Source organism: Bradyrhizobium sp. S3.12.5 (assembly GCF_040548225.1).
Lineage (GTDB): Bacteria > Pseudomonadota > Alphaproteobacteria > Rhizobiales > Xanthobacteraceae > Bradyrhizobium > Bradyrhizobium cytisi.
Genome location: NZ_JBEPRF010000001.1, coordinates 374,526 through 397,500 on the forward strand (window position 1 = coordinate 374,526; position 22,975 = coordinate 397,500).

The window sequence follows — 22,975 nt, forward strand, 5'->3', positions numbered from 1 at the left end:
TCTTGATGTTCCTGATTTTCTTGCGCTCGCTGCTGTTCAACGTGCTGTTCTACGCGGTGCTGGTGTGCCTCGCGATCGTGGCGCTGCCGACCTTCGCCTTGCCGCCGCGTGCCATGCTGACGGTCGCGAGATGGTGGGCGAAGGCGACACTGGTCCTGATGCGCGTGGTCTGCAACATCAGGGTGGAATTCCGCGGCGTCGAGAAGATCCCGCAGGGACCGCTGGTGATCGTGGCGAAGCACCAGTCGTTCTGGGAGACCTTCGTGTTGCTGGGTTTCTTCAATCGCCCGATCTTCATCCTCAAGCGCCAGCTCATGCAGATTCCGGTGTTCGGCCAGTTCCTGGTCAAGACCGGGATGATCGCGATCGACCGCAATGCCGGCGTCAAGGCGCTGCTGGACATGACACGTCGCGCGCGCGAGACGGTGCGTGCAGGCGGCCAGCTCGTCATCTTTCCGGAAGGCACGCGCCGTGCGCCGGGAGCACCGCCGGACTACAAGACCGGCTTTGCACAGATCTACTCGTCCTGTGGCGTGCAGTGCCTGCCGATCGCGCTCAATTCCGGCCTGTTCTGGCCGCGCCGCACCTTCATGCGCTATCCCGGCACGCTGGTGGTGGAGTTCCTCGATCCGTTGCCTCCGGGCCTGCCCAAGGGTGAGTTTCTCGCGCGCGTGCAGACGGCGATCGAGGATGCGACCGCTCGCATCGTCGAAGCGGGCCGCAACGAGCAGGAGCAATTGATCGGCAGCGCGCCGAGCTACGCTCCCTCGGAGAGCTAGCGACTGTCTCTGTTGTCGTCGGGAGCGGGCGCGTGCAGCGAATGCGCGTCGCCATGCAGCATCGCCGCGAGCTGATGCAATTGCGCGTCGCGAAAGCCTTCGGCCTCGATCGCCTTCACGGTCGCCGTCACGTAGTCGCGGTTGGCGCCGGACTGGCCGTGACCCTGCAGCACATGGCGGTGCTGGTCGGCGAGCGACAGCCGGCCGGCGTACTGCACATGGCCGCGGTCGACGACATAGGCGAGTGCCGAGACGCGCTCGCGCGCTTCGTTCTCCAGCCACACCGAGCGCATCACCTCGCGATAGACGGAGGTCACCTGCTCGCGCGCCCGCAAATAGGCGACCACGTCGGCACGGTTCTTTTCAGCGATGCGGAAGGCGATGCCGCGGCAGGCGCCGCCGCGGTCGAGGCCCAGCACCAGGCCCGGCTGCTCCGGCGTGCCGCGATGCACGAAGGAATAGACGCAGAGCGCACGGTGCTCGCCGACCAGCCGCGCCGGGACGCGCTCCTCGAATTCGAAGCCCGGCCGCCACATCAGCGAGCCGTAGCCGAACACCCAGAGGTCGCCCTTGGCGCTGGTGACGGAGGGGAGGGTGATTTCCGACATTTCGGGCACGGCTAGCAGAACCGTGCCCCCAAGCGAAGCGAATTCTCCGCCTTTCGTCGGGGGCGGGCCTCGCTTACATTTGACAAAATCTGGGGTCAAAGGGTCGCCGCATGTCCAATATGACTATTGCCGCAGGCCGGCGCTCCCGTTGGGGGCTCTTCATTGCTCCCGTCCTCCTCCTGATCCTCGCCATCGCCTGGAGCGGCTTCTGGTTCTATGCGGCCTCGCAGGCCGAGGTCGCGGCCGATGCCTGGCGCGCGCAGGAGGCCAAATCCGGCCGCATCTATGATTGCGCCAAGCGCTCGATTGCCGGCTTCCCGTTCCGCTTCGAGGTCCAGTGCTCCGGCGCCAGCGTCGCCCTGGTCTCGCAGAATGCGAGCAAGACGCCGTTCACGGCCAAGCTCGACAACATTCTGGTTCTGGCGCAGGTCTACGATCCCAAGCACGTCATCGCCGAATTTTCCGCGCCGGCAACGCTGACCGATGGCGTCACGCAAAACACCTTCGTGGTGAACTGGAGCAACGGCCGCAGCAGCGTGGTCGGCTTGCCGGCCATCCCGGAACGCGCCTCGATCGTGTTCGATGATCCCAGCATCGTCAGGCTCGATGGTTCGGTGCAGGTGCCGCTCGCGCGCGCCAAGCAGATTGAGCTGCATGGGCGCATCGCGGACGGATCGCCGGCCGATCATCCTGTCATCGAGACCGTGCTCCAGATCGCGCAGGGCAGCATCCAGGGCGTTCATCCCTTGCTCGCCGAGCCGTTCGAAGCCGACACGCGCGCGAAGATCACCGGGCTCTCTGATCTCACCCCAAAACCCTGGCCGCAGCGCTTCCGCGAGATCCAGGCCGCCGGCGGTCACATCGAGATCGTGCAGTCGCGGATCCAGCAGGGCGAGATGATCGCGGTCGCGGCCGGCACGCTGGGCCTCTCGGCCAATGGCCGACTGGATGGCGAATTGCAGATGACCGTGGCCGGTCTTGAACGCGTCATCCCGGCGCTCGGCATCGAGAAGATTCTGGAAGAGGGCGTGCCGCAGGCAACGCTCGATCGCGTCGCGCCCGGCGTGAAGTCCAAGGACCTCAACAATCTCTTTGGCGCGCTCGACCGTGCCGTTCCCGGCCTCGGCAAGGTCATCAAGCAGAACGCCAATGCCGGCGTGGCCGCCGGCATCAACTCGATCGGCACCGAGAGCACGCTCGAGGGCAAGAAGGCCCGCAGCTTCCCGCTGAAATTCGTCGACGGCGCCGTGCTGCTCGGCCCGGTCCAGGTCGGCCAGATTCCGCCGCTGTACTAGCTGTCGTCACTCTCACTGGCTACGTCACAGCCGCTTCGCCGAATCGTGATGGTCCCGGTCGGGCCCAATGCACGCTGCATCACAGTCGCGGCAATCGCGCGCGTGCGGATCGGGCGAGCGGCGAAAATATTCCGGACGTGATCGTCAGGAAAACGTGATGCAGAAGATGCGCAGGCCTGCGAATAACAGCTCGCCCATTCGCATCACTCCACACCAGGGAAGCATGCACGCGCCGGAGGCGCAACCAATAGCACCTGCTTCCCAAGTGGAGGGAGGCTTACGTGCGGATCATCAACTGCGGACTGATGCTGGGACTACTCGCTGCCTGTTCGGGACAGGCGCGTGCCGACGACAATGTCACAACCGAAATCCAGGCGCTGAAGACCAAGCTGAAGGAGCTGCAGCAGAAGGTGGATTCGGAGGCGCGTAAGACGCGTCAGGTCGAAGTGCAGGCCAAAGCCATGCCGATGCCGGGGATCTACAAGGCGCTGCCCGTCGAGGCATGTGCGGGCGGCAAGATCTGCTACAAGGGCGTCACGCTGACATTCGGCGGCTGGGTCGATCTCACCGGCATCTACCGTTCCCGCAACATCGCCTCCGACACCGGCTCGGTCTACAATTTCATTCCCTATCAGCAGAGCCACAATTTCTACTTCCCGGAGACGCGGTTCTCCGCGCGCCAGAGCCGGTTCTCGGTGCTGGCCGAAGGCAATGCCGATGCCGATACGCATCTCGCGGGCTACGGCGAAATCGACTTCGAGGGCGCGGCGCAGACGGCGAGCTCGGTTGCCACCAACTCCTTCAATCCGCGGATGCGGCAGCTCAGTCTCGAGCTCGACCGGACCGATCTCGGCCTGCACTTCCTCGCCGGCCAATCCTGGTCGCTGAACGCGCCGACCAAGACGGGCATCGATCCTCGCGGCGTCGACGCGCCAGGCGTGATCGACTTCGAATCCGTTCCGGGATTTCTGGCGGCACGCCAGCCAGGTCTGCGCGTCTGGAAGGATCTCGGGCCCGAGTTCAAGCTCGCCGCGTCGGTCGAGAATCCGCAGACCGCTTTCTTCGGCGGCAATACGCCGACGGTCGGTACTCCCGCGGCCGGTCCGCAGGGTGTGCTCAATCCGAACCTCCAGGTCAATCTGACCGGGCCGGGCGGCAGCTTCTTCAACAACCTCAACAATGTCAGCTTGAACCAGGTGCCTGACGTCACCGTCAAGGCGGTGTGGGACCCGCGGCTCGGGCCCTACAAGCTGCATGTCGAGGCCTGGGCGCTCTATCGCCAGCTGTTCGATCGCTTCAATGGCGCCAACCACGGCTACGACACCGGCAGCTTCGGCGGCCACGTCTTCGCCGAGCTGATTCCGAAGACCCTCGACCTCCAGCTCTACGGCGCGCATGGCGTGCTCGGCCGCTTCACGGCGACGCCGTTCCCCGATGCGGCGGTGGCGCAGGACGGCACGGTGCTGCCGCTGACGATCACGGCGGCCGCGGTCGGCCTGATCTGGCACGCGACGCCGAGCCTCGATGTCTACAGCTACGCCGGTCTGGAAAAGGCCAAGGCCAATTTCGCCAATGTCGGAACCACTCCGTTCGGTTACGGCAATCCGCTCTACAACAACACCGGCTGCTTCACCGAGAACACGCCGGCCGCGACCTGTAACGGCAACACCAGGGAAGTCCGGCAGATCACCGCCGGCATCTACGACACCATCTACCAGGGCAACTACGGCACGCTGAAAGCGGGCGTGCAGTATTCCTACACGCAGCGGTTCGCCTTCGCCGGTGTCGGCGGCGCGCCCAAGACCGACGACAACATCGTCATGACGCAGATCCGGTACTATCCGTTCTAGGCAGGGAGCCGCGCTTGCGCTCCATCCGGGTTACTTCAGCTACGGCTTCTTCAGTGCCGCATGCGGCCGGCCGAAGTCCGGCGCCGCCGAATCCTGGCCGATCTCGACGATGCCGCGGCGGATGGCGCGGGTGCGGGTGAAGTGATCGAACAGCGCCTCGCCGTCGCCGCGACGGATCGCGCGGGTGAGCTTTGCGAGATCCTCGGTGAAGGTGCCGAGCATCTCCAGCACCGCGTCCTTGTTGGCGAGGAAGACGTCGCGCCACATCGTCGGATCGGAGGCCGCGATGCGGGTGAAGTCGCGGAACCCGCCGGCCGAGAACTTGATGACCTCCGATTCCGTCACCTGCTGCAGCTCGTCAGCGGTGCCGACGATGGTGTAGGCGATCAGATGCGGCAGATGGCTGGTGATCGCGAGCACGAGATCATGATGATCCGGCGTCATCACCTCGACCTTGGCACCCATTGCCGCCCAGAAGGCGCGTAAGTGCGCGGTGGCCGCGGCGTCGGTGCCTTCCGGCGGCGTCAAAATGCACCAGCGGTTAATGAAGAGCTCGGCGAAGCCGGAATCCGGTCCCGAATGCTCGGTACCAGCGACCGGATGCGCCGGCACGAAATGAACATCCTTCGGCAGGTGCGGCGCCATGTCCCTGACGATCGCGCCCTTGACCGAGCCGACGTCGGAAATAACAGCGCCGGGCTTGAGATGCGCAGCAATCTCCTGCGCCACCGGCCCGCAGGCGCCGACGGGAATGCAGAGGATGACGAGATCGGCATCCTTCACCGCTTCCGCATTGGTCGCGACGACCTGGTCGACGATGCCGAGCTCGAGCACTCGCGCGCGGGTCTTCTCCGAGCGCGCGGTGGTGACGATCTCGGAAGCCAGGCCCTGGAGCTTCGCTGCGCGCGCGATCGAGCCGCCGATCAGGCCGAAGCCGATCAGCGCGACGCGCTGGAAGTGCGGGTTCACGCTCATTTGCCGGCCATGAAGTCGCGCAAGGCCTCGGCGACGAGGCGGTTGGCCTCCTCGGTGCCGATGGTCATGCGCAGCGAATGCGGCAGGCCGTAGTTTTTCAACGCGCGCAGCACCAGGCCCCGCTTGGTCAGATACGCGTCGGCGTCGTCAGAGGTCTTGCCCTTGTCGGTCGGGAAGTGGATCAGCACGAAATTGGCGACGCCCGGCGTCACCTTGAGCCCGGTCTTGGTGATCTCCTCGGACAGCCAGTTGCGCCAGGTCTCGGTGAACTGCTTCGACATCGCCTGGTGCGCGGTGTCCTCGATCGCGGCGACCGCGGCGTACATCGCCGGGGTCGACACGTTGAACGGACCGCGGATGCGGTTGACCGCGTCGATGATGTGCTCGGGGCCGAACATCCAGCCGATGCGCAGCGCGGCGAGGCCGTGGATCTTGGAGAAGGTGTGCGTCACCACCGTATTCTCTGTGGTGGCGACGAGCTCGATCCCCATCTCGTAGTCGTTGCGCGAGACGTAGTCGCAATAGGCGGCGTCCAGCACCAGCAGCACGTGCGACGGCAGGCCGGCGCGCAGGCGCTTGACCTCGTCGAACGGGATATAGGTGCCGGTCGGGTTGTTGGGATTGGCGAGCCAGACCAGCTTCGTCTTCGGCGTCACCGCCTTGAGGATGGCGTCGACGTCGCAGGTCAGGTTCTTCTCCGCCGCGACCACATTCCTGGCACCGACCGCCATGGTCGCGATCGGGTAGACCAGGAAGCCGTGCGTGGTCGAGATCGCCTCGTCGCCGTGGCTGAGATAGGTGTGGGCGAGCAGGTTGAGGATCTCGTCCGAGCCGGCACCGCAGATGATGCGGTTCGGATCGAGCCCGAAAGAGCGGCCGATCGCCTCGCGCAGCACGCGCGAGGTGCCTTCCGGATAGTCTTCCAGATGATCCGCGACGCGCTTGAAGGCCTCGATTGCCTTGGGCGAAGGTCCGAACGGCGTCTCGTTGGCCGAGAGCTTGAATACCTTGCGGCCCGGCTCCGCGACCGGGCTCTTGCCGGGCGTGTAGGGCGCAATATCGAGAATGCCGGGATTCGGCACGGGGCGGGACATCTTCAACTCCGGATAGGCCAAGTCTGCTCGCGACGTCTGTTCGCGATTTACGATTTCGACCCGGTCGGGGGCACCGTATAGCGCGTTGCGTGGCTGCCGACGAGGGCCGTGGAGCGCACCGAGGCCCCTGCCTCGATCAGGGCAGCCTTGATCTTGTCGATGCTGGTGGCGCTCGTGACCGAGACCAGCAGCGCCGCGCCGTCGAAGGCGGTATCGGGCACCGCCACGATCTCGGCGAGCGGCGACAGGGCGCGTGCCACCTCGGCGTTCCATCCTGATACCCGCACGCTGAAGGTCTCGACCTCCGTCACCACGGCGCTGTCGGCGACGCGAGAGACCGCGAAAACGGGCAGCGCGGCCGGATGGTCGGCACGCTCGACGAAGGGCAGCCGCGCGATGATCTTTGGCGCGCCGTCCGCTTCCAGCTCCAGCCACCACGGCGTGCGGCTCGAGGTCGCCGAGACCAGCGCCAGATCGCCCTTGGACTTCGCCACCGCTTCGACCGCGGCCTGCGCGCTGAAATGCGCGACGTAAGGAACCGTGAAGCCGAAATGGAAGCGCACGGAATCGCGCATCGCCGGCTCGCTCACCGAGACGTCGGCATGCACCGAGAACGGCGCCTGGACATAGGTGAAAGTGGAGATGATGACGCGCCAGATGCTCTCGACCGTGTCGAGCGGCAGGATGCCGCGATGGCGTTGCACGATGTCACGCATCATGGAGGCTTCGCGCGCCGGGCGGAACGCCGAGCCGACCTCCTGGGTCTGCTTCACCTGGATCAGGCGGTCGATGATGTCGCCGCGCTGCATCAGCAGGCGATGCATGCCCTCGTCGATTGCGTCGATCTCCTTGCGCAATTCCTGAAGTGATGGTGGCGCGGGCGGACGTTGGGACATATCTGCGACGTGCTGTTGAGAGGCTGTGGTCGAGGTTCTGATTAGGCAGGATGGGCGGCGAAAGCAAAGAGAAATGCGAAGAGAAGTCAGGCCCGCGTCGGCTGGCAGCACGGGAGCGAATTTGGCTCATCCGAACCGCGACTTGACGAAAAGCGCCCAAGCCGGTAGGTTTTTGCCTGTTCCGTGGTCATTTGAGCCGGCCGGCTTGCAGCCACGTTAAAAAACTCGCTAAACAGGCCGGGGACACTTCCGATCCCGGCCGAACCTATCGTTCAGGCCGGGTTTTTCATGGCCTGATGTCAGTCGCGATCTGAAGTCCGATCGCAAACGAGGTCGATGGTCAGAGATGGTTGGCGTCAAGTCTGTCCCCAGTCCCGCGATCAGTGCCGACGATCGGTCGCATGAGGTCGATCATCCGAGTTCGGAGGTCGCGCAGTTCGGCGCCGACCAGCCGCTGCGGCTCGATTGCGGCATCGATCTCACCCCGTTCCAGATCGCCTACAAGACCTATGGCGAGCTCAACGCCGATCGGTCCAACGCCGTGCTGATCTGCCATGCGCTGACCGGCGATCAGCACGTCGCCAATGTGCACCCCGTCACCGGCAAGTCCGGCTGGTGGGAGACGCTGGTCGGCCCCGGCCGTCCGCTCGATCCCAGCCGCTACTTCATCATCTGCTCCAACGTGATCGGCGGCTGCATGGGCTCGACCGGGCCCGCCTCGATCAATCCCGCCACCGGCAAGGTGTGGGGCCTGGATTTCCCCGTCATCACCATCCCCGACATGGTGCGGGCGCAGGCGATGCTGATCGACCGGCTCGGCATCGACACGCTGTTCGCGGTCGTCGGCGGCTCGATGGGTGGCATGCAGGTGCTGCAATGGACTGCGGCCTATCCCAAGCGCGTCTACTCGGCGCTGGCGATTGCCTGTTCGACGCGGCACTCGGCACAGAACATCGCCTTCCACGAGCTCGGTCGTCAGGCCGTGATGGCCGATCCCGATTGGCACAATGGCGCCTACGCCGATCAGGGCATCCATCCGCATCGCGGCCTCGCGGTCGCGCGCATGGCTGCACACATCACCTATCTCTCGGACGCCGCGCTGCATCGCAAGTTTGGCCGCCGCATGCAGGACCGCGAGCTGCCGACCTTCTCGTTCGATGCCGATTTCCAGGTCGAGTCCTATCTGCGCTACCAGGGGTCGTCCTTTGTCGAGCGCTTCGATGCCAACTCCTATCTCTATCTCACGCGCGCGATGGATTATTTCGACATTGCCGGCGATCACGGCGGCGTGCTGGCAAAGGCGTTCGCCGGAATCGAGACGCGCTTCTGCGTGGTCTCCTTCACCAGCGACTGGCTGTTCCCGACCTCGGAATCGCGTGCGCTGGTGCATGCGCTGAATGCGTCGAGTGCGCGGGTGTCGTTCGCCGAGATAGAGACCGATCGCGGCCACGACGCCTTCCTGCTCGACGTGCCTGAATTCTTCGACATCTCACGCGCCTTCCTGCAATCGGCAGGCAAGGCGCGCGGGCTCACCGGCAAGAATGACTGACCAGGAATGACTGACAAGGACGGCTAGCGATGTCTGTACAGGAAGTGCTGCCGCTCAACGGCCTCGCTGCGGAGCAGTCCGGCCCGTTTCGCGCCGACCATCTGCTGGTCGCCGAGATGGTCAAGCCGGGCTCGAAAGTGCTCGATGTCGGCTGCGGCGAGGGCGATCTGCTTCAGCTGCTGGAGACCCGCGGCATCGACGGCCGCGGCATCGAGCTGTCGCGCGCGGGCGTCAACCGCTGCGTGGCAAAAGGCCTCGCGGTGGTGCAGGGCGACGCCGACACCGACCTCGTCAACTATCCCGACGACGCCTTCGACTACGTGATCCTGTCGCAGACGCTGCAGGCGACGCGCCAGCCCAAGGTCGTGCTGGAGAATCTTCTGCGCATCGGCCGCCGCGCCATCGTGTCGTTCCCCAATTTCGGCTTCTGGCGGATGCGCCTGCAGCTCCTGGTCGGCGGCCACATGCCGCGCACGGAGAATCTGCCGGCGAGCTGGTACGACACCGCCAACATCCATTTCTGCACCATCAAGGATTTCGTCGAGCTCTGCGACACCATCGGCGTCAAGATGGAGCGTGCCGAAGCGCTCGACCTCTACGGCCGTCCGCTGCGGCTGCGATTGCCATGGTGGGTCTGGAATCTGTTCGGCGAGCAGGGCGTGTTTTTGCTGAGCCGCGGGCAGGGGAAGTAATTTATCGTCATTGCGAGCGGAGCGAAGCAATCCAGAATCCCACCGCGGAAAGATTCTGGATTGCTTCGCTGCGCTCGCAATGACGGAGTGCGAGCCAACGCCTTCGCCCTAATGCGCCGCCGCCGACCTTGGGTCGCGCACCGGCCACCGTCCCGCTTCCACCAGCGTCACGAACCGCTCCACGCTCGCGTTGAACAGCGCGGGCTCTTCGAGATTGAGCACGTGACCGGACTTCGGAAACATCGCGAGCCCCGCTGCCGACAGATGCTTCTTCAGGAACAGGCTAGCCCCCACACACGGATCATCCTCGTCGCCGCAGATGATCAATGCCGGCGTTGCCACGCCTCTGATCGCATCCGTCATGGTGTAGATCGAGGGACGGCCGCCCTGGAAGCCGCGCATGGTGTTGGCCGAACCCTTGGAATCGTGCCGCGCCAGCGCGGCGTAGAAATCGGCGTGGCCGCGCGGGTCCTTCACCAGGAATGGAATCCGGCTCGGCGCCTCGCGGGTGACTTTTGCGACCTCGGCGGAGCCGAGCGCCTCGAATTGCTCGGCATTGGCACGGCACTGCTTGCGCCAATTGTCGAGATTCTCGATCTCCGAGCCGGAGCCGACGCCGGCAAGCGTCATCGACAGTGCGCGCTGCGGCGCGTTCAATCCGATCTGGAGCGATGAATAGGCGCCCATCGAAAGACCGACGAGATGCGCGCGCTCGATCCTGAGATGATCGAGCACCGCGAGCGCGTCGGTGTAGAAATGTTCGTAGCTGTAGACCTCGCCCGCCGGCACATCGGATGGCGTGTAGCCGCGCGCGGAATAGGTGATGCAGCGGTGGCCGCGCGAGAAGTAGCGCATCTGCGGCTCCCAATTGGTGTAGTCGGCCGCGAACTCGTGCAGAAAAAGTATCGGCGTTCCTTGACCCGATTCTTCAAAATAGATGCGGACGTTGTCCCTGGTCGTGGCATGGGGCATTAACCGTTTCCCTCTCTTCAAGTCGTGAGTTCAGAATCGCAGTTAATGCTGTTGTCCGCAATGAGGCAGCCTCGAGCCAGCACTGACGCAAGATCATCGCAGCTATTCGCGGCCGCGGCGTCTTTTTCTCGCCACATCGGGCGGCTTAACGGCCAGACGGATGTCGGCCACCGCAGGGGCCGATTGGAAGTGGGGGTGTCAACGAAGGATGAAGAATGTTCGAGTTGTTTGCGTCTCGCCTGTCGCGTTGTGTTGTCGCGCTGGCGCTTTTCTTCGCGGCGGTCGCCGCAGTGTCGTCTCCGGCCTCAGCGCGGCCGCATCATCGTCATAGCGCAGAGCGGCACGCCTACGTGCATCACGCCAGACATCATCACTATCGCCACGATGTACGCAGCTCGCGCTTCGAGCGCAGCGCGGCGCAGTTGCAGGCGAGCGGCTTTGCCGACACGCAGGCTAGCTACCATCCCAACGCCAATAGCGGCGGCATGGCCAATAACGGCATGGCTGCAAGCAGTGGCTTCGGTGGCGGGTCGGGTCTCGTCTCCGAGGCGCGCCGCTACATCGGCGGCAATCCGACCGGTCGCGGCAGCTTGTGGTGCGCGCGCTTCATGAACATGGTGCTGCAGCACACCGGCCATCAGGGCACCGGCTCCGACATGGCGAATTCGTTCGCGCATTACGGCACGCGTGTCTCCGGTCCGCAGGTCGGCGCCATCGCGGTGATGGGGCGGCGCGGCGGCGGTCATGTCGGCATCATCACCGGCGTCGACGCGCAGGGGAATCCGATCATGATCTCCGGCAACAACGGCAACCGCGTCCGCGAGGCGCCGATCTCGCGCGGCCGGATCTATGCGTATGTGATGCCGAATTGAGGCGACGGTGCGTAGGGTGGGCAAAGGCGCGCAAGCGCCGTGCCCACCAGCGATGTCTCAAAGTCTGAGAACCGGAATGGTGGGCACGCTTTCGCTTTGCCCACCCTACGGCAGCGGTGCTAGCTCACACCAGCTTCGGCTCTTCCACGACAACCTTATCACCCACGCCGATCTCGCCGTCAGCGATCACCTCGGCATAGATGCCGCAATCCATGTGGCCGAGATTGCGCGAGAGCGTGGGCGGAATTTCGAGATCGCGCTGTGCGGTCTCGGGGTCGACATCGGTGGCGGCGCAGCGCTTGATGCGCTTGACCACCTTTAGCCGGGCCTGCCCGATCGCAAGCGTCTCTCCGACCAGGTCGAGCTCGGACCACGCCGGCCAGCCCTTCACGTAAAGATTGGCGCGGAAGCGCAGGGGATTGACGGCAGTACCGCCGAGCATGGTCTCGATGGCGCGAACGCTGTTGAGATTGATGATGGAGACGACCTTGCGGGCGACGTCGGAAAAGCTGTGGCCGTGGCCGGACAGCACCTTGGGCGGACCCTTCAGCTCCGGCTGGAAATTCTCCGTGAAGTAGTCCTCGATGGCGGCGCGCCCCGCCGCGCTCTCGAGATCGCCGCTGGCGACGATCCGGCCGTCCTTGCGGATGGTAAGGCTGTTGGTCGCGTCCTCGAAACGGCTGTCGAGGGACGCCAGCCGCTCATTGCGGGCCAGCATCAGAAACTGGATTTTCGGCTTCCACTCCGGAGCCTTCGGGTCGAACCCGCTCGGGCCGTTCTCGATGGCGTAGCGGCGGTCGGCGGGGAGGGTCTGGCCGGTCCGCAACGGGACCCGGGCCAGGGATTCCGGCGTCAGGCCCTTGATCGGGTAGCGATAGAGGCCGGTGATTTCGGCAGTCTGGCTGGTTGTCATAGGCCTACTTAGGGGATTCGCTCCGTGCCCGCCAAGCCGGCCGATCAGCGCACGAAATTGTGAACGTTCCTCTTCCGATCCGAGGGCACGCTTCCCACATCTGGGTCAGGCCGGCGCCAGCGTCGGCTGATAACGACCGCTGATGCGTTGAGGAACGTCAACGTATCAAGCGGAAACCCAATGAAGATGCCGTTTGGGGTGCCTTAGAGGGCCCCAGGGGCAGGCCGAGGGAAAGAAAAGACCATGAATATCGAGAAGTATACTGAACGCTCCAGGGGCTTCGTCCAGTCCGCGCAGTCGCTTGCGGTGCGCGAAGGCCACCAGCAGTTTTCAACCCTGCACGTCCTGAAGGTGCTGCTGGACGACAATGAAGGGCTGGCTGCCGGTCTGATCGACCGCGCCGGCGGCAATTCCCGCGCGATTCTGAAGGCGACCGAGGACGCCCTCAACAAGGTGCCGAAGGTCAGTGGCGGCGGTGCCGGCCAGATCTATCTGGCGCCCGAGCTCGCTCGCACTTTCGATGCGGCCGAAAAGGCCGGCGAGAAGGCCGGCGACAGCTTCGTCACCGTCGAGCGGCTCTTGCTCGGTCTCGCACTGGAGAAGACCAGTGAGGCCGGCACAATCCTCGCCAAGGGCGGCGTCACTCCGCAAAATCTCAATGCCGCGATCGAGGCGCTGCGCAAGGGCCGCACGGCCGACAGCGCGACCGCCGAGAACGCCTATGACGCGCTGAAGAAATATGCCCGCGACCTGACCCAGGCTGCGCGCGACGGCAAGCTCGACCCGGTCATCGGCCGCGACGAGGAGATCCGCCGCACCATCCAGGTGCTGTCGCGCCGGACCAAGAACAATCCCGTCCTGATCGGCGAGCCCGGCGTCGGCAAGACCGCCATCGCCGAGGGCCTCGCGCTGCGCATCGTCAATGGCGACGTGCCCGAGAGCCTCAAGGACAAGAGGCTGCTGTCGCTCGATTTGGGCGCGCTGATTGCGGGTGCGAAATACCGCGGCGAGTTCGAGGAGCGGCTGAAGGCCGTGCTCCAGGAGGTCACTGGGAGCGACGGCAATTTCGTCCTGTTCATCGACGAGATGCACACGCTGATCGGCGCAGGCAAGGGCGATGGCGCGATGGACGCCTCCAACCTGCTCAAGCCTGCGCTTGCGCGCGGCGAGCTGCACTGCATCGGCGCGACCACGCTCGACGAGTACCGCAAGCATGTCGAGAAGGATGCGGCGCTGGCGCGGCGTTTCCAGCCGATCTTCGTCAGCGAGCCCTCGGTCGAGGACACGATCTCGATCCTGCGCGGCCTGAAGGACAAGTACGAGCAGCACCACGGCGTGCGGATCACCGATTCCGCACTCGTGGCCGCGACGACGCTGTCCAACCGCTACATCACCGACCGCTTCCTGCCGGACAAGGCGATCGACCTCGTGGACGAGGCGGCCGCGCGGCTGAAGATGCAGATTGATTCCAAGCCGGAAGAGCTGGATTCGCTGGACCGCGAGATCATCCGGCTCAAGATCGAGCAGGAGGCGCTCAAGAAGGAAACCGACCTCGGCTCCAAGTCGCGTCTCGAAACGCTCCAGAAGGAGCTCGCCGACCTTGAGGAGAAATCTGCGTCGCTGACCGCGCGTTGGAGCGCCGAAAAGAGCAAGCTCTCCGACGCCCAGAAGCTCAAGTCCGAGCTGGACGCGCTGCGCGTGGATCTCGCCGACGCGCAGCGGCGCGGCGAATTCCAGAAGGCTGGCGAGCTGGCCTATGGCCGGATCCCGCAGCTCGAGAAGCAGCTCGCCGAGATCGAGGCGCGTGAAGGCTCCGGCGAAATGATGGAGGAGGCTGTTACCGCCAACCACATCGCGCAGGTGGTCTCGCGCTGGACCGGCGTGCCCGTCGACAAGATGCTGGAGGGCGAGAAGGAGAAGCTCCTGAGGATGGAGGAGCAGCTCGGACAGCGTGTCGTCGGCCAAGCCGAGGCCGTGCGTGCGGTCGCGACCGCCGTGCGACGTTCGCGCGCAGGCCTGCAGGATCCGAACCGGCCGACCGGCTCGTTCATGTTCTTAGGTCCCACCGGCGTCGGCAAGACTGAGCTGACCAAGGCGCTCGCCGAGTATCTCTTCAACGACGAGACCGCGATGGTCCGCCTCGACATGTCCGAATACATGGAGAAGCACTCGGTCTCGCGGCTGATCGGCGCGCCTCCGGGCTATGTCGGTTACGACGAGGGCGGCGCGCTCACCGAAGCGGTGCGGCGCCGGCCTTATCAGGTCGTGCTGTTCGACGAGATCGAGAAAGCGCATCCGGACGTCTTCAACGTCCTGTTGCAGGTGCTCGATGACGGCCGCCTGACCGATGGCCAGGGCCGTACCGTCGATTTCCGCAACACGCTGATCATCATGACCTCGAACCTCGGTTCGGAATTTTTGGTGAATCAACCCGAGGGCGAAGACACCTCTGCCGTGCGTGAGCAGGTGATGGGGATGGTCCGGGCACATTTCCGCCCCGAGTTCCTGAACCGCGTCGACGAGATCATCCTGTTCCACCGCCTGCAGAGGAGCGAGATGGGCCGGATCGTCGAGATCCAGTTCGCGCGGCTGCAGAAGCTGCTGACCGATCGCAAGATCGTGCTGACGCTCGACGCTTCGGGGCGCGACTGGCTCGCGGCCAAGGGCTGGGATCCCGCCTACGGGGCTCGCCCGCTGAAGCGGGTGGTGCAGCGCTATCTCCAGGATCCGCTCGCCGAGATGATCCTGGCCGGCGACGTCCGGGATGGCGATACGGTCGCGATCTCGTCCGAAGGCAACGTGCTGACCTTCAACGGCAAGGCGTCGCAAACCGCCGAGATCGCCCGGTTCGAGGCGCCGGTACCGAAGCGCAAGCTGAACTGATCGTCGCGATCACGGCAGAACGGAAAGCGCCCTGGAGAGGCCATGCTTCTCCGGGGCGAATTGTTTTGGTCAGCCCGGCCGGCTTGCTAACTGACTGCGGACGCAGAGCCGGGATCGGCCGGACCTTCCTCGTCGCCTTCCTGCTCGAGCTCCGAAAGGATATCCACGAGCTCGCGCACCCGGCCCTGTGCCAACGGACGGAGGTCGTTGATCATGGGCTCGTCGTTGGCGAGCCAAGCCTGGGCCTCGGCAAGCTCCTCGACTGTCGCGCCGGTTCCGATGATCTGTGCAATCGTGACGTCATCAGCTCTGCTGACGGCCTTGACCACGTCGTCACGTGAGAGGCGCTGCATGGATTGTCCTCCTCTTGGTGATATTTAATGAAACTGCTGCGACCGGCGCAGGTTGCCCCACATGGATTCGCCGTTGGACGCACCAATCCGGCGTCGGAGTTGACCGACGTCGCGTCCGATTGTTCCTGTCGGCTGCAAAGGCATTTGCCATGGGTTCCCGGCGAATCCCGCGAGCGTGGGGTATCGCCATGAACAAGGATCTTGTCTCCCGTAACCGACCTGCCTTCGACGAGCTTCATCCAAAGATCTATGGTGCCGCCGTCGGCCTTGTCGCCTGGTTCGCGCTGATGGCTTGGGTACTGTTCGATCGCAGCAGCGATGTCAGCCTGTTGCTCGCGTTTGTCAGCCTGTTGTTCCTGGTCGCGGCGGGGATTCCGTGGATATTGTCGCGGGTCTGGAGGCGCCAGGTGTCCGATGAGCTGCATCTCCAGCAGCCCTCGTTGCATGATTGGGAAGCCGGCGACTTCAAGGTTTGGGGTGCAACGCTTCACGGCACCGATGCCGCGATCGACGTCCTGCTGCCGCTCATGGCCGTCTCGTTTGGTCTTACGGCGATCGGAATCGTCTTCGTGATCGTGCGCGCAGCTGCGTTGTCGTAGCGCCGCTCCGATCGTGGCCCCGCCAGCACGTGGGGCGCCGGCGGGGCGCAGTTTGCTAGCGGCTTGCGGTCAGCCGCGGCGGGTTCTGTGACATGATCCAGAGCTCGATGGCGGCAAGCACGGCGACTGCGATGCCGACCACGATGTGGATGGTCATTGCCGTCTTGGCCCCCTGGAAGCCGAGCACCCAAGGCGCAACAAGCGTCCAAAGGCCGACGATCAGATTCAGCCACTCTTCCCACACAGCAAAGGCCGCCAGCGCCGCGATCGCCAGGATCGCAATCACGATGCCCGCGATGTATGCGTTCTGTGAGGCCGCTCCGGCGCCAAAACCGAACATCCAAGGCGAGAAGAACAGGAACGCGCCGAGGATCAGGTTTGCGACGTCGCACAGCTTTGCGTTCGTCCAATTGTCCATGACATCCTCCATTCAGCCCCTGCCTGTCGTGGGAAACCAACCAGTCCGGGCCCCGGCGGGTTCCAACCAGATCGAATGCAGAACGGAAGGTTTTGAAGCCGACGCCTGGGGCTTCGGTCGGTTCCCTGACGATCGGGCGGGCTACCGGTTGGTAACCTGGAGCGGCCCACCCGTCGCATCCGACATGCGGGCGATCGCGCCGCCCCGGCCACTCATCATGCCGTCGAGCCGGTCGCGCTCCTTCTCGAAACCTGACAGCATCGGGCCTTCGAGCGAACGGCCGCGCGGCAGCTTCACGCGCATCGGGTCGACGAAGCGGCTGTTGACGAGAATTTCGTAGTGGACGTGGGGGCCGGTCGACTGGCCCGTCGAGCCGACGAAGCCGATGACCTGGCCCTGCCGCACCTTCTTGCCGGGCTCCATGCCCTTGGCGAAGGCCGACATGTGGCCGTAGGCGGTCTCGTAGCCGTTGTTGTGCTTGATGCGGACGTATTTGCCGTAACCGCCCTCGAGCTGGGCCTTTTCGATCACGCCGTTGCCGGCGGCGAAAATCGGCGTGCCGTAGGCGGTGGCCCAGTCGACGCCGGTGTGCATCTTCACATAGCCGAGGATCGGATGGCGGCGACCGCCGAAGCCGGAGCGCATGATGGCGGTGTTGACGGGCTTGCGAACCAGGAATTTCTTCGCGCTCTTGCCGGTCTCGTCATAGTAGTCGACGACGCCGTCGTCGGGGCTCTGATAGCGGTAGTATTTCTTGGTTTCGCCGCCGACCGTGAGCGAGGCGAACAACACCTCGCTCTTGTCGGTCGCCGTCACGCCCTCGTCCTCGCCGGCGTAGAACACGTCGAACGAGTCGCCCGGCTGCACCTTGCGCTGGAAATCGACGTCGTAGGAGTAGATCTTGATCATGTCGTCGATGACAGGCATCGGAACTTTATTGCGCATCGCGGTCTCGTAAATGCTCTGGTAGAGCCGCACGCCGCTGCCGTCATCTTCGTCATCGTCGTCGCTGTTGGCGTTGGCCGCAGCGTCCGCGACGGTGTTCATGCTGGAGACGTCGACCGCGACGTATTTGCCGAGATCGGACAGCGCCGCGATCGCCTCGACCATGGTGTCGTTGGCGACGACGACGCGATAGGGCTGCAGCCGGGCGCCGGGGCTTGCGGGCGCCATCAGGATGCGAAGTTTCTCGCCCTCCTTCAGGCCGCCGTCGCGGCCGCGGGGGCCGAGCGTCGCAGTAATTGATTTGATCTCGTCAGCCGTGGCGCCGAGGTCGCGCAGGACGGACGCGACTGTGTCGCCCTTCTTGACCAAATGGACGCGCTCGCCGTTGGGATTGCCGCCGGTGATCTGCTCCTTGGTCTTCGGCAGCAGCGTGACGTTTTCCGGCACCACGCGGGTCTCGAAGCCGGCATAGGGATCGGACGGCGACACTTCGGTGGCGTAGGCCATCTTCATGTCGGAGGGGCCGCTTGCGCCGGCGATGTCGGCGGTGGCATTGGCAAGAGACGCGTAGCGGACCCCGCCATTGCCGCGCCAATTGGCGGCATCGCGCACCCGCATCAGGATGTCGTCGAGCGCCACAACCGCGGAAATCTTGGCCTTCGGCAGCACCGGCGAGAGGTCCTTGGTGACGAAAGAGACCTCGGCGTCGGGCTCGACGGCTTCAGGATTGTTCGGATCGTCGGTCGCGGTTTTCGGATCGGAGCCGACGTCGGTGAGCATGCGCTGCGCGTTGAACGGCGGGATTTTCGCCGACAGGTCGCTCGTCGTCATCGACAGATTGCCGGCGATCCGGATGAAGGGACGCACGCGCATCACGTCGCGGTTGCCGACGCGGGCGACCGTCGAGACGCGCACGATGTTGCGCGAAGCGGTGGAGTCGTTCGGCGGCGGCAGGCGGTCGCTCTTGTGCAGCGTGGCGGCGCGATCGGCCGCTCCGAATGCACCACGCAGCGCGCCTTCGACCCGCTCCGGCACCTTGGCGAAGGTCATTTCGCCGTCGAGAGATGCGAAAACGGCGCCGCCGATCAGGGCTGCGCCGCAGAGTCCGGTCAGAATTGTCCCGCTGAACCATTGCACCGAGACGCGACGGCGATCGATGACCGCGGCCTCGGAACCGTCGACGGACAGCGGCGGCTCGTGGCCGAGATCGATGATCCCGGTCTCACGCCCATAAGCGCCGCGCGACGTCCTCTGGTTCAACCCAAGTCCCCCAATCCAAGTCCCCAAATCAACGACCCGAGACCCTTCGCCTCGAACCTCTCCCTGGTCGCCCTCTTGCGGGGGGATCGCGGAAAAAGCCGTGCCGCACAGGTGCTCGCGCTCAGTAGGCCCCGATCAGGGCCCGGCCGAAATTACGAACAGCAAGGCAGGTGAAGATCTCTCGATGTCTTTCGAATGTCCGAAGAAGGCTGCGTCATCATCAGATCGCCTTCTCTGGACCCCATGAAAATCGCCGGCAGCCCCCACTGGCATCCCGCGATTCAAGCTTGTCTCTTATCAGAACGCCGCGGGATTGTGGCTCTAGTACGGCGCCTAATACGGAAAAAGTTTCCTGAACGGCCGGGCGCAGGGGCCTTGCGCCGAGGGGCGCCGCAAGCTGCTTGCGGCGTTTCCACCGGGGGCCCCGTCCGGAGCATCTCCCGAGCCGCTTCCGAGCCCCTCGGGGGCCAAACTTTTTTCAGATTTTTTGCCGAGCGACTTCGCCCCACCGCTTCCACGGTCCTCTAATCGACTGGAATCGCTGGATTATTTTCGACGATCCGCTGTGCGACGATTTGTTGACGATGGGCGTTGACAATCCCGGGCGGGGGGGCCTATAACCCGACCACTGAGCGCGGCGCCGCCGGGTCACTGACCAAGGCGAGCGAACGCGCCACTGATGCTCCTCACCTTGTTGAGTGCACAACAGCCGACACAAATCGGTTGGAGTTCATTCGTCGTCGGTAAGGGTGTCGGAACCCTTCCGCTCTGGAAGGTTGGGGCCTCCTGGTCCCGGGCTGTTTGACAAGTGAAGATGAAGAAAGAGAAACGTGGACGGCGGAGTCCTTGCGGGTCTCGCATCTGAAAAGCTTCGGCTTTTCTGATCGGGACCGGACGAAAGACTTCGGCGGTACACGTTTCAAAGGTACACCATCGTTGCCCGCGATGTGAATCGCAGGCAGCTCGTCGATTTCGGTCGATGAAAAATGGTGGGACCTCGTCAAACGTTGTGATCAGCCGGTTCAAAGTTCAAGTCCAACTTGAGAGTTTGATCCTGGCTCAGAGCGAACGCTGGCGGCAGGCTTAACACATGCAAGTCGAGCGGGCGTAGCAATACGTCAGCGGCAGACGGGTGAGTAACGCGTGGGAACATACCTTTTGGTTCGGAACAACACAGGGAAACTTGTGCTAATACCGGATAAGCCCTTACGGGGAAAGATTTATCGCCGAAAGATTGGCCCGCGTCTGATTAGCTAGTTGGTAGGGTAATGGCCTACCAAGGCGACGATCAGTAGCTGGTCTGAGAGGATGATCAGCCACATTGGGACTGAGACACGGCCCAAACTCCTACGGGAGGCAGCAGTGGGGAATATTGGACAATGGGGGCAACCCTGATCCAGCCATGCCGCGTGAGTGATGAAGGCCCTAGGGTTGTAAAGCTCTTTTGTGCGGGAAGATAATGACGGTACCGCAAGAATAAGCCCCGGCTAACTTCGTGCCAGCAGCCGCGGTAATACGAAGGGGGCTAGCGTTGCTCGGAATCACTGGGCGTAAAGGGTGCGTAGGCGGGTTTTTAAGTCAGGGGTGAAATCCTGGAGCTCAACTCCAGAACTGCCTTTGATACTGAAGATCTTGAGTCCGGGAGAGGTGAGTGGAACTGCGAGTGTAGAGGTGAAATTCGTAGATATTCGCAAGAACACCAGTGGCGAAGGCGGCTCACTGGCCCGGTACTGACGCTGAGGCACGAAAGCGTGGGGAGCAAACAGGATTAGATACCCTGGTAGTCCACGCCGTAAACGATGAATGCCAGCCGTTAGTGGGTTTACTCACTAGTGGCGCAGCTAACGCTTTAAGCATTCCGCCTGGGGAGTACGGTCGCAAGATTAAAACTCAAAGGAATTGACGGGGGCCCGCACAAGCGGTGGAGCATGTGGTTTAATTCGACGCAACGCGCAGAACCTTACCAGCCCTTGACATGTCCAGGACCGGTCGCAGAGATGTGACCTTCTCTTCGGAGCCTGGAGCACAGGTGCTGCATGGCTGTCGTCAGCTCGTGTCGTGAGATGTTGGGTTAAGTCCCGCAACGAGCGCAACCCCCGTCCTTAGTTGCTACCATTTAGTTGAGCACTCTAAGGAGACTGCCGGTGATAAGCCGCGAGGAAGGTGGGGATGACGTCAAGTCCTCATGGCCCTTACGGGCTGGGCTACACACGTGCTACAATGGCGGTGACAATGGGACGCTAAGGGGCAACCCTTCGCAAATCTCAAAAAGCCGTCTCAGTTCGGATTGGGCTCTGCAACTCGAGCCCATGAAGTTGGAATCGCTAGTAATCGTGGATCAGCACGCCACGGTGAATACGTTCCCGGGCCTTGTACACACCGCCCGTCACACCATGGGAGTTGGTTTTACCTGAAGACGGTGCGCTAACCAGCAATGGAGGCAGCCGGCCACGGTAGGGTCAGCGACTGGGGTGAAGTCGTAACAAGGTAGCCGTAGGGGAACCTGCGGCTGGATCACCTCCTTTCTAAGGATGGTTCTTCAGAAGCTTGCTTCTATCGAACCGTTTTAGAAACATCAGTGGCCAACGGTCGTCAGGATCGTTGAGCTGCATTGGCGGGATTTCGCCGTCTACGTTTCTCTTTCTTCGCGGACGAACACGCGCTGGGCCTGTATGCGCAGGATCCCTGGTCCTTGACGGGATATGCGTTAGGGGCTTGTAGCTCAGTTGGTTAGAGCGCGCGCTTGATAAGCGTGAGGTCGGAAGTTCAAGTCTTCCCAGGCCCACCACACTCATCGGGTAAGCATTCGTCTTCTGGTTACGGGGCCATAGCTCAGCTGGGAGAGCGCGTGCTTTGCAAGCATGAGGTCGTCGGTTCGATCCCGTCTGGCTCCACCAGATGGTTTGATTGCCGACAAATTGTGTACCTAAATCGTCCGCGAAACATCACTTCGCATCCTGCTAGTCTGGATAGACAGCGGGTTGCGTGATTTCTGACATCGTAAAGAGGAGATCGATCCGAGTTGGATCGTGCAGAAGATTTCTGCGCGAGACTTCATTATCTCCGGATCATTTCGGCGCTCGCGCGCCTTTCAGTGTGGCTCACAAGGCCGCGTCTGGAAGACATGCGAGTTGTAAATGATCCTTTTAGCGAAGCTTGACCGCCTCGCTATCGGAACGATCTTACGAAGCAAGCTGGTCTTTCTAATCATTGTCCGGCTGCAGATAGCGTTCATCGAGGGCGCGTGCCTTAGAGACTTAGGTTTCTTGGCAATTCTGCAGACAACATTCTGCCGAGTGTGTGGACATTGATAATGAGAGCAATCAAGTGCCTTAAGGGTGTTCGGTGGATGCCTTGGCGCTGAGAGGCGAAGAAGGACGTGCTACGCTGCGATAAGCCGTGGGGAGCTGCGAAGAAGCTTTGATCCGCGGATTTCCGAATGGGGAAACCCACCTTCGATAGCCGGAACTCCAAGACCTCAGTCGAAAGACTGCGGTGTGGGGTTCGACCAGATAATGGAAGATTCCTGGCCTTTAGATTTCGATCGAAGAGGTTTTGGATTTCCGGTTATCAAGAGAAGGTATGAGACTTCTGAATACATAGGAGGTTTCAAGCAAACCCAGGGAACTGAAACATCTAAGTACCTGGAGGAAAGGACATCAACAGAGACTCCGTTAGTAGTGGCGAGCGAACGCGGACCAGGCCAGTGATACATCAAAGACAATCGGAACCAGTCAGGAAAGCTGGGCCTCAGAGGGTGATAGCCCCGTACGAGTAATGCGATGATGTATCCACGAGTAAGGCGGGACACGTGAAATCCTGTCTGAACGCGGGGGGACCACCCTCCAAGCCTAAGTACTCCTCAGCGACCGATAGTGAACCAGTACCGTGAGGGAAAGGTGAAAAGCACCCCGACGAGGGGAGTGAAATAGACCTGAAACCGGACACCTACAAACAGATGGAGCCCAAGATACGTTCTGGGTGACATCGTACCTTTTGTATTATGGGCCAGCGACTTAATT

Annotated in this window: 17 protein-coding genes, 2 tRNA genes, 2 rRNA genes and 1 riboswitch (1 of these 22 running past the window's edge); of the genes, 12 read left to right on the forward strand and 9 right to left on the reverse strand. The window is 63.0% G+C overall.

The genetic code is table 11. From position 1 onward, the window contains the following. Positions 1 to 5 precede the first annotated feature (5 nt). Positions 6 to 779, forward strand: coding sequence for a lysophospholipid acyltransferase family protein (locus tag ABIC09_RS01765; protein ID WP_148751705.1), 774 nt, complete (start codon positions 6 to 8; stop codon positions 777 to 779). Here ABIC09_RS01765 and ABIC09_RS01770 read toward each other — a convergent pair. Next, complete coding sequence (locus ABIC09_RS01770; RefSeq protein WP_354108207.1) at positions 776 to 1,387, reverse strand: gamma-glutamylcyclotransferase; 612 nt, start codon at positions 1,385 to 1,387, stop codon at positions 776 to 778. The two genes, ABIC09_RS01765 and ABIC09_RS01770, sit on opposite strands and share 4 nt — an antisense overlap. A 110-nt stretch (positions 1,388 to 1,497) precedes the next feature. Between ABIC09_RS01770 and ABIC09_RS01775 the strand changes: the two genes are divergently transcribed. Together ABIC09_RS01775 and ABIC09_RS01780 are read left to right on the forward strand one after the other, a co-directional pair. Continuing rightward, positions 1,498 to 2,682 carry a DUF2125 domain-containing protein gene (locus tag ABIC09_RS01775; RefSeq protein WP_354108208.1) on the forward strand — a complete coding sequence of 395 codons (1,185 nt, stop codon included), beginning with the start codon at positions 1,498 to 1,500 and terminating at the stop codon, positions 2,680 to 2,682. Positions 2,683 to 2,963: 281 nt separating this feature from the next. Beyond that, complete coding sequence (locus ABIC09_RS01780; RefSeq protein WP_354108209.1) at positions 2,964 to 4,532, forward strand: hypothetical protein; 1,569 nt, start codon at positions 2,964 to 2,966, stop codon at positions 4,530 to 4,532. A gap of 39 nt (positions 4,533 to 4,571) precedes the next feature. On the opposite strand, the gene ABIC09_RS01785 is transcribed toward ABIC09_RS01780, so the two are convergent. From ABIC09_RS01785 to ABIC09_RS01795, 3 genes are read right to left on the reverse strand one after another with little or no spacing between them, the layout of a single operon-like run. After that, positions 4,572 to 5,507 carry a prephenate/arogenate dehydrogenase family protein gene (locus ABIC09_RS01785; protein ID WP_354108210.1) on the reverse strand — a complete coding sequence of 312 codons (936 nt, stop codon included), beginning with the start codon at positions 5,505 to 5,507 and terminating at the stop codon, positions 4,572 to 4,574. Continuing rightward, positions 5,504 to 6,601, reverse strand: a complete 1,098-nt coding sequence (locus tag ABIC09_RS01790; RefSeq protein WP_148751709.1) for a pyridoxal phosphate-dependent aminotransferase — start codon at positions 6,599 to 6,601, stop codon at positions 5,504 to 5,506. Before ABIC09_RS01790 ends, ABIC09_RS01785 begins: the two co-directional genes overlap by 4 nt. Positions 6,602 to 6,648: 47 nt before the next feature. Continuing rightward, positions 6,649 to 7,497, reverse strand: coding sequence for a chorismate mutase (locus tag ABIC09_RS01795; protein ID WP_354108211.1), 849 nt, complete (start codon positions 7,495 to 7,497; stop codon positions 6,649 to 6,651). A gap of 173 nt (positions 7,498 to 7,670) precedes the next feature. Further along, positions 7,671 to 7,750: riboswitch (SAM riboswitch) on the forward strand. Positions 7,751 to 7,843: 93 nt separating this feature from the next. Here ABIC09_RS01795 and metX point away from each other — a divergent pair. Together metX and metW are read left to right on the forward strand one after the other, a co-directional pair. Next, positions 7,844 to 9,046: a homoserine O-acetyltransferase MetX gene (gene metX, locus ABIC09_RS01800; RefSeq protein ID WP_148751711.1), complete on the forward strand. Its 1,203-nt coding sequence runs from the start codon at positions 7,844 to 7,846 to the stop codon at positions 9,044 to 9,046. A gap of 29 nt (positions 9,047 to 9,075) precedes the next feature. Further along, complete coding sequence (gene metW / locus ABIC09_RS01805) at positions 9,076 to 9,738, forward strand: methionine biosynthesis protein MetW (protein WP_148751712.1); 663 nt, start codon at positions 9,076 to 9,078, stop codon at positions 9,736 to 9,738. Positions 9,739 to 9,846: 108 nt separating this feature from the next. On the opposite strand, the gene ABIC09_RS01810 is transcribed toward metW, so the two are convergent. Next, positions 9,847 to 10,710 carry an alpha/beta fold hydrolase gene (locus ABIC09_RS01810; RefSeq protein WP_354108212.1) on the reverse strand — a complete coding sequence of 288 codons (864 nt, stop codon included), beginning with the start codon at positions 10,708 to 10,710 and terminating at the stop codon, positions 9,847 to 9,849. A gap of 215 nt (positions 10,711 to 10,925) precedes the next feature. Here ABIC09_RS01810 and ABIC09_RS01815 point away from each other — a divergent pair, with 215 nt between their 5' ends. Next, complete coding sequence (locus tag ABIC09_RS01815) at positions 10,926 to 11,582, forward strand: NlpC/P60 family protein (protein WP_354108213.1); 657 nt, start codon at positions 10,926 to 10,928, stop codon at positions 11,580 to 11,582. A gap of 124 nt (positions 11,583 to 11,706) precedes the next feature. Here ABIC09_RS01815 and ABIC09_RS01820 read toward each other — a convergent pair whose 3' ends face one another. Beyond that, positions 11,707 to 12,495 carry an MOSC domain-containing protein gene (locus ABIC09_RS01820; RefSeq protein WP_354108214.1) on the reverse strand — a complete coding sequence of 263 codons (789 nt, stop codon included), beginning with the start codon at positions 12,493 to 12,495 and terminating at the stop codon, positions 11,707 to 11,709. Between the two features lie 243 nt (positions 12,496 to 12,738). Here ABIC09_RS01820 and clpB point away from each other — a divergent pair, with 243 nt between their 5' ends. Next, entirely contained in the window at positions 12,739 to 15,378 is a 2,640-nt protein-coding gene (clpB, locus tag ABIC09_RS01825) for an ATP-dependent chaperone ClpB (protein ID WP_354108215.1), read from the forward strand. An 86-nt stretch (positions 15,379 to 15,464) separates the two neighbouring features. Here the strand turns inward: clpB and ABIC09_RS01830 are convergent, their stop codons facing one another. After that, on the reverse strand, positions 15,465 to 15,731 hold the full coding sequence (locus tag ABIC09_RS01830; RefSeq protein ID WP_148751717.1) for a hypothetical protein: 267 nt from the start codon (positions 15,729 to 15,731) through the stop codon (positions 15,465 to 15,467). 188 nt (positions 15,732 to 15,919) lie between these two features. Here ABIC09_RS01830 and ABIC09_RS01835 point away from each other — a divergent pair, with 188 nt between their 5' ends. After that, entirely contained in the window at positions 15,920 to 16,330 is a 411-nt protein-coding gene (locus ABIC09_RS01835; protein ID WP_354036960.1) for a hypothetical protein, read from the forward strand. Positions 16,331 to 16,385: 55 nt separating this feature from the next. On the opposite strand, the gene ABIC09_RS01840 is transcribed toward ABIC09_RS01835, so the two are convergent. Continuing rightward, positions 16,386 to 16,748, reverse strand: coding sequence for an SPW repeat protein (locus tag ABIC09_RS01840; RefSeq protein ID WP_148751719.1), 363 nt, complete (start codon positions 16,746 to 16,748; stop codon positions 16,386 to 16,388). Positions 16,749 to 16,889: 141 nt separating this feature from the next. Then, positions 16,890 to 18,953, reverse strand: a complete 2,064-nt coding sequence (locus tag ABIC09_RS01845; protein WP_148751720.1) for a M23 family metallopeptidase — start codon at positions 18,951 to 18,953, stop codon at positions 16,890 to 16,892. A gap of 1,036 nt (positions 18,954 to 19,989) precedes the next feature. Here ABIC09_RS01845 and ABIC09_RS01850 point away from each other — a divergent pair. From ABIC09_RS01850 to ABIC09_RS01865, 4 genes are all read left to right on the forward strand, one after another. Then, a 16S ribosomal RNA gene (locus ABIC09_RS01850) occupies positions 19,990 to 21,478 on the forward strand. A 186-nt stretch (positions 21,479 to 21,664) separates the two neighbouring features. Beyond that, positions 21,665 to 21,741: transfer RNA gene (locus tag ABIC09_RS01855), tRNA-Ile, on the forward strand. A 33-nt stretch (positions 21,742 to 21,774) separates the two neighbouring features. After that, positions 21,775 to 21,850, forward strand: a tRNA-Ala gene (locus tag ABIC09_RS01860). Between the two features lie 424 nt (positions 21,851 to 22,274). Then, a 23S ribosomal RNA gene (locus ABIC09_RS01865) occupies positions 22,275 to 22,975 on the forward strand; it runs 2,172 nt beyond the window's last position. The 16S and 23S rRNA genes sit together here with 2 tRNA genes alongside, the layout of an rRNA operon.

Excerpts from the sequence above, each read along its gene's own strand:
- ABIC09_RS01795 (WP_354108211.1), bottom strand. The coding sequence starts at position 7,497 with ATGTCCCAACGTCCGCCCGCGCCACCATCACTTCAGGAATTGCGCAAG.
- ABIC09_RS01840 (WP_148751719.1), bottom strand. The coding sequence starts at position 16,748 with ATGGACAATTGGACGAACGCAAAGCTGTGCGACGTCGCAAACCTGATC.
- ABIC09_RS01770 (WP_354108207.1), bottom strand. The coding sequence starts at position 1,387 with ATGTCGGAAATCACCCTCCCCTCCGTCACCAGCGCCAAGGGCGACCTC.
- ABIC09_RS01765 (WP_148751705.1), top strand. The coding sequence starts at position 6 with ATGTTCCTGATTTTCTTGCGCTCGCTGCTGTTCAACGTGCTGTTCTAC.
- ABIC09_RS01830 (WP_148751717.1), bottom strand. The coding sequence starts at position 15,731 with ATGCAGCGCCTCTCACGTGACGACGTGGTCAAGGCCGTCAGCAGAGCT.
- clpB (WP_354108215.1), top strand. The coding sequence starts at position 12,739 with ATGAATATCGAGAAGTATACTGAACGCTCCAGGGGCTTCGTCCAGTCC.
- ABIC09_RS01835 (WP_354036960.1), top strand. The coding sequence starts at position 15,920 with ATGAACAAGGATCTTGTCTCCCGTAACCGACCTGCCTTCGACGAGCTT.
- ABIC09_RS01785 (WP_354108210.1), bottom strand. The coding sequence starts at position 5,507 with ATGAGCGTGAACCCGCACTTCCAGCGCGTCGCGCTGATCGGCTTCGGC.
- metX (WP_148751711.1), top strand. The coding sequence starts at position 7,844 with ATGGTTGGCGTCAAGTCTGTCCCCAGTCCCGCGATCAGTGCCGACGAT.
- ABIC09_RS01775 (WP_354108208.1), top strand. The coding sequence starts at position 1,498 with ATGTCCAATATGACTATTGCCGCAGGCCGGCGCTCCCGTTGGGGGCTC.
- metW (WP_148751712.1), top strand. The coding sequence starts at position 9,076 with ATGTCTGTACAGGAAGTGCTGCCGCTCAACGGCCTCGCTGCGGAGCAG.
- ABIC09_RS01790 (WP_148751709.1), bottom strand. The coding sequence starts at position 6,601 with ATGTCCCGCCCCGTGCCGAATCCCGGCATTCTCGATATTGCGCCCTAC.
- ABIC09_RS01810 (WP_354108212.1), bottom strand. The coding sequence starts at position 10,710 with ATGCCCCATGCCACGACCAGGGACAACGTCCGCATCTATTTTGAAGAA.
- ABIC09_RS01815 (WP_354108213.1), top strand. The coding sequence starts at position 10,926 with ATGTTCGAGTTGTTTGCGTCTCGCCTGTCGCGTTGTGTTGTCGCGCTG.
- ABIC09_RS01820 (WP_354108214.1), bottom strand. The coding sequence starts at position 12,495 with ATGACAACCAGCCAGACTGCCGAAATCACCGGCCTCTATCGCTACCCG.